Origin of the sequence: Bradyrhizobium hipponense, from assembly GCF_008123965.1 — a bacterium.
Taxonomy (GTDB): Bacteria; Pseudomonadota; Alphaproteobacteria; order Rhizobiales; family Xanthobacteraceae; genus Bradyrhizobium; species Bradyrhizobium hipponense.
Window position 1 is genome coordinate 1 of sequence record NZ_VSTH01000015.1, and the last position, 14,132, is coordinate 14,132.

General features: G+C 62.1%; 9 protein-coding genes and 1 pseudogene. 7 read left to right on the top strand and 3 right to left on the bottom strand.

Annotated features, from left to right (window positions below; all coding sequences use genetic code 11):
• Positions 1-642, bottom strand: a pseudogene (locus FXV83_RS04490) (O-antigen ligase family protein); the annotation flags it as partial.
• A 327-nt stretch (positions 643-969) separates the two neighbouring features.
• Here FXV83_RS04490 and FXV83_RS04495 point away from each other — a divergent pair.
• Positions 970-2,106, top strand: a complete 1,137-nt coding sequence (locus tag FXV83_RS04495; RefSeq protein WP_148738001.1) for a GNAT family N-acetyltransferase — start codon at positions 970-972, stop codon at positions 2,104-2,106.
• Positions 2,107-2,134: 28 nt separating this feature from the next.
• On the opposite strand, the gene FXV83_RS04500 is transcribed toward FXV83_RS04495, so the two are convergent.
• Positions 2,135-3,358: an FAD-dependent oxidoreductase gene (locus FXV83_RS04500; RefSeq protein ID WP_148738002.1), complete on the bottom strand. Its 1,224-nt coding sequence runs from the start codon at positions 3,356-3,358 to the stop codon at positions 2,135-2,137.
• A 464-nt stretch (positions 3,359-3,822) separates the two neighbouring features.
• Here FXV83_RS04500 and FXV83_RS04505 point away from each other — a divergent pair, with 464 nt between their 5' ends.
• On the top strand, positions 3,823-5,169 hold the full coding sequence (locus tag FXV83_RS04505; RefSeq protein WP_148738003.1) for a lipopolysaccharide biosynthesis protein: 1,347 nt from the start codon (positions 3,823-3,825) through the stop codon (positions 5,167-5,169).
• Positions 5,170-5,226: 57 nt separating this feature from the next.
• On the opposite strand, the gene FXV83_RS04510 is transcribed toward FXV83_RS04505, so the two are convergent.
• Positions 5,227-7,323, bottom strand: a complete 2,097-nt coding sequence (locus FXV83_RS04510) for a GumC family protein (RefSeq protein ID WP_148738004.1) — start codon at positions 7,321-7,323, stop codon at positions 5,227-5,229.
• A gap of 284 nt (positions 7,324-7,607) precedes the next feature.
• On the opposite strand from FXV83_RS04510, the gene FXV83_RS04515 reads away from it, so the two are divergent.
• The 5 genes from FXV83_RS04515 to FXV83_RS04535 all read left to right on the top strand — a co-directional run bounded on the left by FXV83_RS04515 (position 7,608) and on the right by FXV83_RS04535 (position 14,132).
• On the top strand, positions 7,608-8,798 hold the full coding sequence (locus tag FXV83_RS04515) for a glycosyltransferase family 4 protein (RefSeq protein WP_148738005.1): 1,191 nt from the start codon (positions 7,608-7,610) through the stop codon (positions 8,796-8,798).
• Positions 8,799-8,827: 29 nt separating this feature from the next.
• Positions 8,828-10,363 carry a glucosamine inositolphosphorylceramide transferase family protein gene (locus FXV83_RS04520; RefSeq protein WP_148738006.1) on the top strand — a complete coding sequence of 512 codons (1,536 nt, stop codon included), beginning with the start codon at positions 8,828-8,830 and terminating at the stop codon, positions 10,361-10,363.
• Positions 10,364-10,684: 321 nt separating this feature from the next.
• Positions 10,685-11,935, top strand: a complete 1,251-nt coding sequence (locus FXV83_RS04525; protein WP_148738007.1) for an ABC transporter substrate-binding protein — start codon at positions 10,685-10,687, stop codon at positions 11,933-11,935.
• A gap of 123 nt (positions 11,936-12,058) precedes the next feature.
• Positions 12,059-12,886, top strand: a complete 828-nt coding sequence (locus FXV83_RS04530; protein WP_148738008.1) for a helix-turn-helix domain-containing protein — start codon at positions 12,059-12,061, stop codon at positions 12,884-12,886.
• A gap of 235 nt (positions 12,887-13,121) precedes the next feature.
• Entirely contained in the window at positions 13,122-14,132 is a 1,011-nt protein-coding gene (locus FXV83_RS04535) for a branched-chain amino acid ABC transporter permease (protein WP_148738009.1), read from the top strand.

A 14,132-nucleotide genomic window follows, 5' to 3' on the forward strand; every position in this document is an offset into this window, starting at 1 on the left:
CATTACGAGAAATCCCACCCACCCCTGCCCTGTCAGCTTCCGATAGCAGGCAAAAAACATCAGATACGCACTGATGAAGCCGAGCGTCTGCTTCGATTCATAGATTCCTTGCCACTGACCATTGTGCATCCAGCTCTGGTCTACCCCGATCTCGGGCACGAAGACCGCACAAAAAGCCGATGCGGCGACCAGGATGAAGAGACCGAGCGCCGTCGACCTCACGATCTCGTCGATGTCGACGCGCGTGATGAGGCAGAACGCACCGAAGGTCGTCACCATAAGCGCCGCGCTCTTCATGATCGCAGCGGCGCTGACGCTGCTCCAGAGCACGGAAATGGCGGCCAGAGCATAGAATGCCACCAGCACGATCAGGTCGGGATTGAACTGCAGCCACAGCCGTGGACGCACGAAGGCACTGGCGTAGATCAGGACGCCCCACATCAAGAGAGCGATCGCCTGTTGCAGATTGGTGAACTCCGCGGGCAGCAGCGCGGCGTTGAAAGTGCCCATCGATGCGACCACATTGACGGTGATCGAACCGCCGATGACGATCCTGGCAAGCTTTTCCACGCCGACGCCGCGCGTTGTCCAGATCGCGCTTTCGGGTACCCCGGAATTCACCTCGGTCTGCAGGCTGGCCATGATCTGACCTTCCTTAAGCACGGTTAATAAATTGCTATCGCGGATCGCGCGCCAGCTCCGCGCCCAAAAGGCTGCACGACATCAAGGATTAGGAATTCGTTAACGATACGTTTGCCATGCGATCGGGGGGCGAGACGCTTTCGGGCAGGCCGACGCCGGGTCTGGTTCAGCGCTGAAGGATCACAAAATGGGTCAAGCGACGGCGCGTAAGCCTGACTTATTAATAAAGATCGCGCCTCACTGGTGTCTGCGCCGGCACCGCCCTGCTATAAGAGCGCAGTTCAGGCCGATCGGCCTTCCCGAAATGTCTGGCGTTCCCGGTCACGTATGAACAAGGCTAGCGATACGTTCGATGTCAGCATCGATCACGAGTTCGACTTTTCGTCTCCGGAATACGTCGAGCTGTTCGACAACTCGGCCGCGACCGCGTTCCAGCATCCGCTCTGGCTGGATCGCCTCTATGCCAAGCTCGCCCTGCATGCGAGAGCGGAGCCACTGATCGTCGTTGTTCGCCGGCGCCTAACAGGCACGCTCGCGATGGTGCTGCCTTTGCTCCGGATTCGACGCGGCCCGATACGAACCGTCGAATTCGCCGACCTCCGCGTATCCGACTATTTGGCGCCGGTCTGCAGTCACGAACTGTTGTCGCAACTCCTCGAGGACGAGCATGCTTGCGCCGAGATCCGGCGCCTCATTCGGCCTTTCGATCTGCTCCGGATGACCAAGCTGCCCGATGGGCGGCTTCCGATCGAGAACCTCCTGGGGACGCCACGCCGGGTATCCATGGACACGAATGCCTATGCGACCGTTCTTCTCGCCCCGTTTGAGCACTGGCGGGCCAGCGCGATGGATCGCTCCTATCAAAAGGAGCTCGCAAAAAAGTGCCGCCAGCTTGAGAAGAAGGGCGCGCTAGTCTTCTCGTGCTGCGACGACAGCGCTTCTGCGCTCGCTACGATGGAGGTGATGAGGAAGCTTCGCGGTCCGCGGTTTCAGGCGCAGGGCGACGGAGATTTGCTACAGCGCCCCGAGTATTACGACTTCTATTCCGACGTGGCGCTCCGCGGTCTTGGCTGCTTTGTTCGACTCTACGCCATGAAGATGGACGGCAACGTGATCGCCGCCGTGCTTGGACTGTGCCATCGCGACAGCTTCCTCGTCATCATGAGCGCGTTTGACATCGCGGGATACAAGAGCCAGTCCCTTGGCGCTCTGATGTTCGAGCGTGTCGCAAGGGATTGCATCGAACGCGGCGACCGGATGCTCGATTTCACGATCGGTGACGAGCCCTACAAGAAATCGTTTGGCGGACAGCCTTCGCCGATTTGGGCGGTCACTCAGGCCGGCAGCACTGCAGGCACGATCGCCTTGTTCGCACTGAGGCAGGCGCCCTGGCTCAAAGTGGCGGCCAAGCGAATCTCGGAGTTCAGGCTGCCTGCGACCCGCACCTCGTCTCCGACGCGCTGACCAACTGAGGGATGCGGACGGGCCGCCTTCAGGCACGCAGCGCCGTACGGACGCGCCCGAGCCAGCCCGGCCGCGCCTGGTCGACCCGGTGGATGATCTTGCGCCGGAGGAAGTGCAGGCGCCGCCGCACATCCCAGCCGATGTCCCCGCGAGACGTCAGGGCCTGGCGGAAGCGCGCCATTCTCAGCGACTGCTGGTCCGCCGCAACCTTGGCCGGATCTGAATAGAACTGCGATATCTTCTCTTTGCTCATGCCCTCAGTCATGAGCCATCGCGGTGCATATTCGGTGCAAAGACGCTCGACGTCCACCAGCAGACGGGCAACGCCGGTGCCGGCAGCAGGACAGTTGGTCTGGAACGCATCGCCGATGAGCACAACGCCCGGCTGCAGGTGCCCCTCGACGATGGAAAGGTCCATCACCCAATTCTGCACTCGGTCTGTGACGAGAAAATCGCCGAGGTAACACCGCAGTCCCGGCAGCAGGCGCAGAACCGTCGCTGCCGTGTCGCGACGCAGCTCGCGCATGACCGGATCGGTTGGGTCGCGGAACATGAAGAGATTGGCCCGCATGCCGGCCGGTACCGGGAACAGGCTGAGATAGTCGATGCCGTCGGAGGCGCGCTCGCCGTAACAGGTCAGAGCGTTGAAATCGAATGGCGCGCCATCCCGGCGCGCGATGGTGAAGCCGAACGAGACCGAATGCTGCGCGGCCAACAAGCGCCGCCGGATTCCCAGTCTGTATCCGAGAACTCCCGCCATGCCCGTCGCCAGGACGACGAGGCGCGCCTGAAGGCGCCTTCCCGAGGCAAAGTCGAGATGCTGGACGTCATCGCTGCAGCTCACTGCGGTGACCTCATCAATGATCAGACTCGATGGATCGGGTATCTGACCGCGCGCCATCGCAACGAGATGGCTATAGGTGAACCCGTAAGCCTGGCCGACGCTGACGTCGACAACTTTGCCTTCCCGGATATTGAGCACGCGGTCGTATGGACAGGCCATGCTCTCGAGGCCGCGGATGAAGCCCAGCCTGCGGAACACATCGAGCTGCTGGCTGCCAATCTTTTCGACCCGGAACTCATCCGGATGCACGGCGCGCTTCTCGACCAAGGCAACGCGATGCCCTGCTCTTGCGAGGACGGCAGCCGCAAGCGATCCGGCAAGGCCTCCACCGACAATGGCGATATCCGCGACGATCATCGCAGCCCCGGTTGGCGCGATCGGCTCGGCCGCGCCGCTGTTCGCCGTCATGTCCAGCCTCCCACGGTTAACGACTGTTGCACGTGCAAGTCCCTCGCCTGATGTCGCACCATGGAGCCAAACGCGATCATTTCTCGACATCGAGGTTAATGAAGAACAGGCATGATCCAGCCTGACGAGATCTCGGCACGCACCTTGCTGGTATCGACCTTGCGAATCCGGTGTCCGGCCGCGCGGCGGTGCTTACTGGCGTGCCATTGCGCAGTTGAGCGGCCGATATCGCCTCCCGCCGGAAGCTGCGCGGCGCTGTGCCGTTGTTCGGTGAGGCGGGCCTTGCCCTATCTGGGACAACTGGAACGATGGTGTTCCACGATGATGCACCGGCGCACCGTCGCAGCGGTCACGGCCGGAAATATCCTGGAAGCCGTATATTAACACTCGCAGTCTTTTCGCGTGCTAGGCTGCCGCCGGTATCGTAACGTGTTTCCCTCGGGAAGCCGTCCCTCGTAACTTTCATGATCGAATCCATCATCCAATTCATGCGACGCGACGTGACGCGCGGTGTTGCCGGGACCATCCTCCTGAAGGTCGGCAGCGGCGCGCTTGCGTTCGCATTGTTCTCGCTGGCGGCACGAACAATGTCGCCGGATGGGTTCGGCATCTTTGCGACCTGGATTTCGCTCGCCCAGATCGCGTCGGTCGTAGGGCTGGTCGGCCAGGAATCGCTCCTTGTGCGTTTCCTGAACGAGTACCAGGTGGGCGATCGGCACGACCTCACGAAAGGTGTGCTCCTATCGAGCCTGAAGATTTCCTTCGTTGCGATGGTGATTGCAGTCGCCGCGATCGTACTGGCGGCGAACATCAGAGGCGATTGGTGGCTGCTGATACTGGCCGTGTCGGCCTATACTGCCGTGAACGCCGGGCTGATGCTCGGCAGCCAGATCGCGCGCTCGCTGGTCAGCATTCTCATGGGAGAAGGAAACAGGGAGCTCTTCTGGCGGATCGGCGTCGTCCTGTTTCTGCTTGCAGTGCTGTTCGGTCATCAACAACTCGAACCCGCCGAACTGATCGCCGTCATGACGATTGCCATGTCGGTGGGTGTGGTCGCGCAGATCATTGCGATTGCGCGAGCCCTGCCGAACCTGCGCGACACGCCGGCTCGCTCGGAGCCTTCGCGCTGGAGATCGAGTGCCCTGCATTTCTGGGTCGCATCCATCCTCGAGGTTGCAAACCAGTACTTCGACGTCATCCTGGTGTACTGGATGCTGGACCCGACGACCGCGGGAATTTATTTCGCCGCTTCGCGCCTCGCCAACATCTTCGCCATGCTGTCGGCCGCCTTGTATAGTTTCGGGGCGCGCCGGCTTCCCTCGCTATACTTCAGCAAGAACCACCAGGAATTCAAGCGGACGCTGCAGCTCATGGCGGAGGTGACCGCGCTTTGCGTGGTCAGCGGGCTCGTCATCATCTGGATTGGCGGCCCCTACCTCCTCAACCTGTTCGGGCCCCATTTCGCCGCGCAGCATTCGGTCCTGATCGTGCTCGCAATCGGCACTGCCATTCAGGCCGCTGGCGGTCCGTCCGCAGCCATCCTCCAGCTCACTGGCCATGAGCGGAAATACGTCCCGGTTGTTGCGGCGAATGTGGCGGTGCGGCTGGTTGGATTTCTTGTCCTCATTCCCTGGCTCGGGGTGCTGGGCGCAGCGATTTCAGCGACCGTGTCGCTGGCGTTCGCGACCATCGTCCTGAATTTGCTGTGCCGCCGGCTAGCCGGAGTCGATCCTTCAATTCTGGTGCTCTCGCGCGTCCCGTTCTTCAAGCGCAACGCGTACTCTGTCCGTGTAGCCGATACGACCGATTAAGGGCGCGGCTCGCGTTTGATAGCCAAGGCGCCCTGGCATCACGTTGCCGAACGAGGATCAACCAACCAGGCCCAAGGCCTCGCCCCGACGATAAGAGGCCGCCGCACTGGGAGATGCGCGATTGACCACGAGTCCGGTCGGCACGCCAACAAATCTCGATATCGCAGCCGTCGCTCTGCGCATGGCTGGTGAATCGACAGCACCTTCACGGACCACCAGGAGAACCAGATCGGCGTAAGCCGCCAGAGCCGCCGCCTCGGGTTGGAAAGCAAGAGACGTCACATGGACGACGATCAGGTCGAACTCCGAACGAATATCGTCCTCAGACAACGGCTCTGGCCTCCTGCCCGCGCCGAGAAGCATATCGACGCTGCGAAAGCCCGCGATGGTGGCGCCGTCGCCGTGCCCGTTGGCTCCGGTGGTGCCGGCACCGCCGAGATCCGGCTGCACATGGATCAGGACGCTCAGTTTTCCCGTGCTCAAAGCCCACCGGTTCAGCGAACGCGCGACGGTGTTGCCGCCGGCCATCTTCCCGACTGACATCACAAGAACGACCTTGCCCTGAGGTCCTGGCAATTTTTCCAACCTCTCGACGAGCGGACGCAGATGAGGACTGAGATCAAGTTCGGCTCCCGCGGATAGCCCGCCCTGCCAGACGTTTTTGGCGACCTCTCCAGGTGCCAGATCGGGAATACGGGCCCACACGGGAGGGCGCGGCCATAGCTCGGGCTGGCGGGGAGCCGGTTCCGGTCCGCGGATTTCCCGAACGGAGTCGCTGGATCTCCATCCCGTAGCCGCCACGGCCGCCGTCGCGGTCAGAAGCGAGCCAATCGCCAGAGCGGCGAGCAGCAAGGGCAGCGGCGGAAGGGTGGAGCGAAGCGGCGGAATGGCGGCCGAAGCAACCTTGGTCTGCGAGCTCTGCAGAAGGCGCTGCTCGTTCGTGGTCTTGGACCTCGAAAGAAACTGTTCGTAGATGTTTCGGTTGGCCTCGGCGTCGCGCTGCAGCTCCTGCAGCCGCACCAGAGCCTGACCATCGACGAGGAGCTGCGATTCAGCCGCCTTCATCTGGTTCTCCAGGGCCCTCTGCTGGTCTCGCTGTGCCTCGTATTCCGACCTTGCAGTTTCGATGCCTTTCGTCCGCTCTACCTCGATCTGTCTGTTGAGATCATTCAACTGGCTGTACGACATGACGAGATCGGGATGGCGATCGCCCAACACCGCGCGCTTTTGCGCAATTTGGTCGTTAAGCGCGGATCGCTGCGCCCGCAGGGCACTCAGGAGATCCTGCTTGGCGGGTCCTTCGACATTCGCCTTCACATCGCGCTGCGCCTGCTCGTAACGGGCTTTCGCCTCTTCAGTGCGGGCGCGCGCAGCAGCAACTTGCTGCGACAGTTCGGTCACGCGCAATTGCTGAGTCGTGGCGTCCTTGCCGGCATTGACGATCCTGTGCTCGATCTTGAATGCAGCAACGGCATCCTCGGAGGTTCGCAGGCGGTCGTTCAATGTCTTCAGCCGGCCGCCGAGCCAATCGGCGGCCTCGTCGGTCGCGTCGGTGCGCATGCGCCCCTGGCGGGCGACGAACGCCTCAGCAATGGCATTGGCATAATAGGCAGCCCGTTCCGGCCGGTTCGAGGTGAACCGGATGGCGATGACATAGGTCAGCCCGCGCCGGGAAATGTCGAGACGGTTGCGGAATCTCTCGAGCAGGCGCGCGGGGTCGGTGTGCCCCCCGGAAATGTCCGCGTCATCCCGAACCTTGAGCTGCTCGATCAGCGGCTCGAGAAAGCCGTCGGACTTGGCGACTTCAACCAGGCTTTGCAGCGCGGCACTATCCTGCCCTATGCCCGGCAGAACGTCCTGCTCCGTGGTCACGCGTTGCTCTCGGGGATCGACAACGACCAGAGCGGTCGCCGCAAATCGTACCGGAATCACCAGTAGAACGACGACGCCGAGGGCGAAGATCGCCAGAGCCAGCGTCAGGATGCGGCGGGCGTTGTCCCGAAGAAAGGAGAACGCGCCTGCGACTGTGAGCGCACCGCCATCGCGTGCGGCGGTACCACCGGCTTCACCGTTCGACCCATTTCGAGTCTGCCACGACGCGGCGATTGCGGCCGATCCGGAACTTGTCGGGTCTGCGGGGCGACCGAACGTCATGGATTCTACTCGGATTCAACTGGCGAACACTGTTCAGCGGCCTGCTCCACCGTAAATATCTATGGTTAATCAGCGGTTACCCGCCTTCTGCATGGCCATGACCAATTGGTTAACGGGATCGCTGCATTCCCGCCGAAATCGACGAATTTCCGTTGTGAAAGAGACCTGTTCGCCCAGGCTGCGCATTAACTCCGTTGCGCGCTTGTCGATGTCCACTTGAGCTTGGCGTGATAGCTATGGCTACTAGAAGGTCAACAATCCATTCCCTCATCGGGTAGGAATCCGTGCTCCGCTATCAGCCAAACGCCGAATTGGGCGAGGCAACGATGCGATCGTCGACCGCACCGTCCGTCGCGCGACCAGATAACAGCAGGCAGAAGCCGCGCGTTCTTCTCGTGCAGACCCAGGCCGAGAACGCTGGAGCCCAGGAGATATCCAGATTGCTTGGTGTCGGCCTGACTGCACGCGGCTATCAGGTCTCAAACCTCTTCTTCTTCCGCAAATCGGACTCCTTCGACGAGCCGCCGAATACGTTCTATTGCGCGTCCAGCCGCCCCGGAGATCCGCTCGCGCTGCTGCGAATGCTCTGGAGACTCGGTCGCAATATCAGGGCCATCAGGCCCGACGCTGTACTGACCTTCCAGCATTTCGGCAACGTCATCGGCGGAGGGATCTCGCGTCTCGTCAGCCGCGCCCCTGTTGTCGCCAATCAGGTTTCGTCAGCATTGTCGATGAGCTGGCCGGTCCGCGCAGCCGACATCGTGATGGGCAGCCTCGGCTTCTTCGACCACATAACGCTCAACTCGCTGGACATGCAGCGCGAGTACTCGCGCTACCCGTCGGCCTACCGGTCCCGCATGACGCATGTGGCGCACGGCTTCGACGACAAATCGATCGCGCTGCCGAAGGAAACTGCGCGACGACAATTCGATCTGCCGCAGGACAGCATACTGCTCGGCTGCGCCGCGAGGCTTCACCCGCACAAGCGGCTTGATCTGGCGATACGTCTCTTGCCCGATGAACCATCCTGGCACCTTGCACTGGCCGGCCAGGGAACCGACGAGGCACGACTGAGGCAGCTCGCGGAAGAGCTAAAAGTGTCCGACAGATTGCATTTGGTCGGCGAGATTCCGCCGCGCCGGATGGCGGACTTTCTGGCCTGCCTGGATGTGTTTGTGTTTCCCACCCAGGCCGAGACCTTCGGCCTGGCTGCGGTTGAAGCTGCTAGCGCCGGGGTTCCTTCCGTCGTCACCGATCTTCCCGTTCTGCGCGAGGTTCTGTCTTTCGAAGGAAGACCCACAGCTCTCTTCGTCGATGCCTCCGATCACGCGAAGCTGTCGGCGGCGGTATCCACGATTCTGGCAGACCAAAACCTGAGCGACGAACTGCGACAGAACGCCAAAAGCCTGAAGCTGCGCTATTCGGTAGATGCCATGGTGGAGGAATACGTCCAAATCCTCGACCAGATCATTTGATCGCGGGCGCCGGAGTAGATTATCTCGACATGATCATCGAGTTTCGCTGCGAACGTGAGCATGCGCGGCGGTGGATGTGCCGCGATGCGTTGTCGATCGACGGCCGGGATGTTCCGGTTCAAATCGCGTGGACCGCAACGGCACAGGCAAGACCCGCCGGCCTGGACGCGCTGTTCGAACTCGAGCGCCTGGTTTTGCATCGGGGCAAGCGCTGCGGCGCCGACAAGCTGAAAATCGTTCCGGACCACACGCGGCCGCCCACCGCCCCGGCTGACGTGATCGTCAACTTCACCCGTGCCCCAAGCGATCCAAACACTTCTGCCCGGCTCCTTCTCCGTCCGTTGTTCAACGGAGCCGCCGGCGAGGACGCTGCATTGTCGGCCATTCTCGCCGGCGATCTGCCGGTCATCGAAATCATCAACGAGCGCGATGGCTCGATTCTCGACCGCGGCCATCCTTCCGGAGAGATCGCGGCCGGCTTGAGCGGCGGTCTCGACACGGTCATGGCACGAACCCTGAGCATGGTAACGGCGATCCTGTCAGGAAGGCCGCGGATTTTGCCGGAACTGGCGCGCTGCGCCGGGCAAAGCATCCGCCGGCACCCCGCCGGCTACGTCGTGCGCGGATTGGCAGCATCGATCGCCAGGGAGATCTATCGCCTCTGCTGCTATGCTCCGCATTGGCACGTCGGATGGCGCTTCAATCAGGGCGCGGGCGTCTGGAATACCGGCGATCTGTCCGGGCCCGGCTGGAACGTCCTTGCAGATCCAGGGCATCGCTTCTACGCCGATCCCTTTCCGGTCAGGTGGCGCGGCAGGACGTTCGTCTTCTTCGAGGATCTCGATCACCGGGTCGGAAAAGGGATCATCTCGGCGATCGAGTTCGATGAAATGGGCCCCATCGGAGAGGTCGTACCCGTGCTGGAGGAGCTTTGGCACCTGTCCTATCCGTTCCTGATCGAGGACGACGGCGAGTTATGGATGATCCCGGAGAGCTCCACAAATCGGGACGTGGCCCTCTACAAATGCGTACGGTTTCCGGACAAGTGGGAGCGACACGCGACGCTCCTTTCAGGCATTGAGCTATCCGACGTCACGATCACGCGGCACAACGGAATGAACTATCTGTTTGCCGCCTGGCGCGACGGAACCGCCGGGTATTCGGATTCGCTGGCAATTTTCTACGCAAAGAGCCTGTTAGGCCCCTGGCTGCCGCATGCCAGCAACCCTGTCCTGATCGACCGCGCAAGCGCGCGGCCGGCAGGCAATTTCGTCACCGTCAATGAAACATTGTGGCGGCCTGTCCAGGATTGTGCAGGCGGCTACGGCGCTGCGCTCGGTCTGGCCGAGATAGTCGAACTGTCGCCGACGACATTCAAACAGATTGTTCGCCACACCCTTGGACCGGGGCCGGCGTGGCCCGGCAGGAAGTTGCACACCTTGAACCGCTGTGGCCAACTCGAAGTGATAGACGGATCGCGCGTTCAACCCAGGATCCGAGCCTTCGCAAGCAAGTTTCCATCGGCCGTTTGGTCCCCGCGAGCCAGTCCGTCGACCGTCCGCTGAAGCTCGAACCGCCGAAGGCGCATCCGGCTGATCGCATCGCTCGGCATGGGTCTTGAAGTCGACCGCCTCGTTGCCTCTTGACGCTTCCAAGACTTGTTGGGTCGGCGGCTCGGAATGTACTCCGCACGGCCATCTGCTGCACCGCGAAGCAAATTGCGCCGCAACATTCAAAATGAGACTGCCCGTCAAACCCGACGCGGCGCCCACGCGTGCGCCGCATCCGACTTCGGTTAGCCTTCTCTCAAGAAGCCGGGCGCCTTCGCGATCCACGGGCGGTTCGCCCGTTCGCATCGGCGACCCAGGGACACAGGGAGGAGTGCAATGTCAAAATGCAGTGTGGGACTGATCGCGTTAAGCAGCCTGCTTCTTTCAGGCGCGGCAATCGCGCAGGAAAAAATCAGGGTGGGTGTCACCGCGACCCTCGAAGGCACCTATACGGTGCTCGGCGAGGATGGCATGCGCGGTCATCAGACCGCGCTCAACGTGCTCGGCAAGAAGGTCGGCGACAAGGAGCTTGAATTCATCGTCGCCTCCACCGACGCGACACCGGACTCCGCGGTGCGCGCCGTGCGCAAGCTGATCGAGCAGGACAAGGTGCAGATCCTGTTGTCGCCGCTCTCCGGCGACGAGGGCATCGCGGTGAAGAACTTTGCCAAAACCCACCCCGAGCTGACCTTCGTCAATGCGGCCTCCGGCGCCCAGGAAGCCACCTATGTCGACCCCGCCCCGAACTTCTTCCGCTACAACATGGACGGCGCGCAGTGGCAGGTGGGGCTTGGCAAGTATGCCTACGAGACCAAGGGCTATCGCAAGATCGCTACCGTCGGCGAGGACTACTCCTTCATCTACACCCAGGTGTTCGGTCTGGTGCTCGAGTTCTGCGGCGCCGGCGGACAGGTCACCAACCGGCAATGGGTGCCGCTTGGCACCAAGGATTTTGCTTCCGTCATCGCGGCCCTGCCCGACGATGTCGATGCGATCTATCTGGGGCTCGGCGGTGCCGACGCAGTCAACTTCCTCAATCAGTACCAACAGGCCGGCGGCAAGGCGCATCTGATGGGCGGTTCCATCATGATCGACCAGACCATCCTGTCATCCAAAGGCAACGCCAAGAACGCCTTGATCGGCACCATCGCAGCGAGCGGCCAAGCCGACACCTGGGAGGATCCGGGCTGGCAGAAATTCGTCAAGGCGTATCAAGACGCCTTCCCGCCCAACAAGCGCTTCCCCAGCCCGTCGCTGCTCGCGACCAATTACTATGACTCGACCATGGCACTCATCCTGGCACTGCGCGAGGTTAATGGCGACCTCTCCAGCAACCAGGCCAAGTTCAAAGCGGCGCTGGCGAAGATCGAGATCGACGCTCCCAACGGCAAGATTAAGCTCGATGCCAACCGCCAGGCGATCGGCACCAACTTCGTCACCGAAGTCGTCGATGACGGCAAAGGCGCGCTGTTCAGCAAGGTCGTGAAGGTGATCCCGAACGTGAACCAGACGCTCGGCTACGATCCGGCGGTGTTCGCCAAGATCGGACTGCCGAGCCGCAGCGTCCCGGAATGTAAGAAATACTGACGCTTCCCTTCTGTCTCTCGCAACCGGGAAGCGACTTGCGGACGCGGCCGTTCTGCGCTTGCAATCTCTTCCCGGTTGTTGAACGCTCACTGAAAAGACCTGAAACATTCGGGAGGGAAAGGCATGAGCCGGGCGCTCGCCGTCTTTCACGGCCGGTTCGGTCGGGCGACGGTCTATCAGTTGAACCGCCCCTTCAACGTGCACGCACACCGCGAAGGTCATCTGATCTTCCATGTCGGCGGCCTGTCGGCATGCATCGATGTCTCCGACGGGCACTATGATCTGACTGAAAGCTCCGTCGTCGCCGTCAATCCCTGGGAGCCGCACAACTTCCTGCCGTCCGATCTCGACGGCGGCGCGATCTTCTTCGTGCTCTACGTCAATGCCGAATGGTTCGCACCCGATGCACCCGGGGCCGACCGGCTACGATTCGGCCGCACTGAGTTCAAGCGCACGGTCGCACTCGACAAGCATATCCGGCGAACCGCGGCGCTCGTGTGCGGCGCACCGTCGCTCTCAAGCCTCGACGGCGAACTGCGGCGGCTGATCGACATCTGCTACGATGAAAGTTGGCAACAGGCCGGAATCGCACGCGAGGCGCGCGCCAGCGGCGCCGTGACCGACTTCCGCGTGCGCAAATGCATCAAGCTGATGTCGGAAAGTCCGGGCGCCGAGATGGAACTCGACTCGATCGCGCGGGAATCCGGCCTGTCGCGGCCGCATTTCTACCGGCTGTTCCGCACCCAGACCGGCGTCACGCCGCATCTCTATCTCAACACGCTGATCATGGAACAGGCGCTCGAGGCTCTCGTCGCCAGCGAAGCCCCCATCGCCGACATCGGCTTCGATCTCGGGTTCTCCTCGCAGAGCGGCTTCACCCGCTTCTTCACCGCCAATGTCGGGATGGCGCCTACCGATTATCGCCGCGCCGCCAAGGTTTTACGTGCCTGACCGCGCGAAAAGATACTGACGGTCAAATGCACCAACCTCGCTCTCGCTAGGATGTGTGGAAGGCGGTGCCGAAAGAGCATCGTCAGATTCTGGGAGAATGCACGTCCATGGCGAGGCACGCAGCCTGCAAAGGCTTGTCCGAGCTCCATTCGAAGCGTGACGTCGATCAAGGTCGCTGGCGCCTGATCCATCCCTGCTCCCACTTGCGCGGCGAGGCGAGCATGGAGCAGCTATCGTGACGCGCTTCGTCGAACGCCATCCGGCCTGGGCGCTCATCGTGATCATCGCCATCGCGCTTGCGCTTTGGCTCATCTTCGCGGTGTGGCCGCCCGGCCTTGAAGACGCGATCGGCCGCAAGCGCGTGTTCCTCAATGCCGTGTTCAACGGCATCACGCTCGGCGGGCTCTACTTCCTGGTTGCGAGCGGATTCACGCTGATCTTCGGATTGATGCGCAACGTCAACCTCGCGCACGGATCGCTCTATCTGTTCGGGGGCTATGTCGGCTATGCCATCAGCGCCTCGACCGGATCGTGGATCCTCAGCTTCATCATCGCCTTCATCCTGACCGCGCTGGTCGGTGTCCTGCTTCAGGTCATCGTGTTCCGCCGCATGGAAGGCCAGGACCTGCGCCAAACCATGGTCACGATCGGGCTGTCGATCGTGTTTGCCGATCTGATGCTGTGGGCTTGCGGCGGCGACTTCTATCAGATCCAGACCCCGAACTGGCTGATCGGCCCGATCGAGCTGCCGCTGATCACCGCTATCAAATCCTCCGGCGAACCAGTCTATCTGCGCTATCCCCTGGTGCGGCTCGTGATCTTCGCCGCCTCCGTGGTGATCGGTGTCGCGATGTGGCTCGCGCTCAACCGAACGCGCATGGGCATGATCATCCGCGCCGGCGTCGATGACCGCGACATCCTTGCTGCGACCGGTGTACGCATCCAGGTCGTGTTCGTCCTCGTCTTTGCACTCGGCGCCGGGCTGGCCGGCATCGCCGGAGTGGTCGGCGGAACCTTCCAGTCGCTGTCACCGGGCGAGGACATCCGCTTCCTGCTCGCGTCCCTCGTGGTCGTGATAGTCGGCGGCATGGGCTCGATCCCGGGCGCGGCACTCGGCGCGCTGATCATCGGCCTCGCCGAGCAACTCGGCTCTGTCTACATCCCGACCTACGCGATCGTCGTGACGTTCCTGATCATGGTGGTGGTGCTGGCGCTTCGGCCGCAGGGCCTGCTTGCGAGGCGCTGA

Bases quoted from the DNA above. Each gene is read 5' to 3' on its own strand.
- FXV83_RS04500 (WP_148738002.1), bottom strand. From the start codon at position 3,358: ATGACGGCGAACAGCGGCGCGGCCGAGCCGATCGCGCCAACCGGGGCT.
- FXV83_RS04505 (WP_148738003.1), top strand. From the start codon at position 3,823: ATGATCGAATCCATCATCCAATTCATGCGACGCGACGTGACGCGCGGT.
- FXV83_RS04520 (WP_148738006.1), top strand. From the start codon at position 8,828: ATGATCATCGAGTTTCGCTGCGAACGTGAGCATGCGCGGCGGTGGATG.
- FXV83_RS04530 (WP_148738008.1), top strand. From the start codon at position 12,059: ATGAGCCGGGCGCTCGCCGTCTTTCACGGCCGGTTCGGTCGGGCGACG.
- FXV83_RS04510 (WP_148738004.1), bottom strand. From the start codon at position 7,323: ATGACGTTCGGTCGCCCCGCAGACCCGACAAGTTCCGGATCGGCCGCA.
- FXV83_RS04495 (WP_148738001.1), top strand. From the start codon at position 970: ATGAACAAGGCTAGCGATACGTTCGATGTCAGCATCGATCACGAGTTC.
- FXV83_RS04525 (WP_148738007.1), top strand. From the start codon at position 10,685: ATGTCAAAATGCAGTGTGGGACTGATCGCGTTAAGCAGCCTGCTTCTT.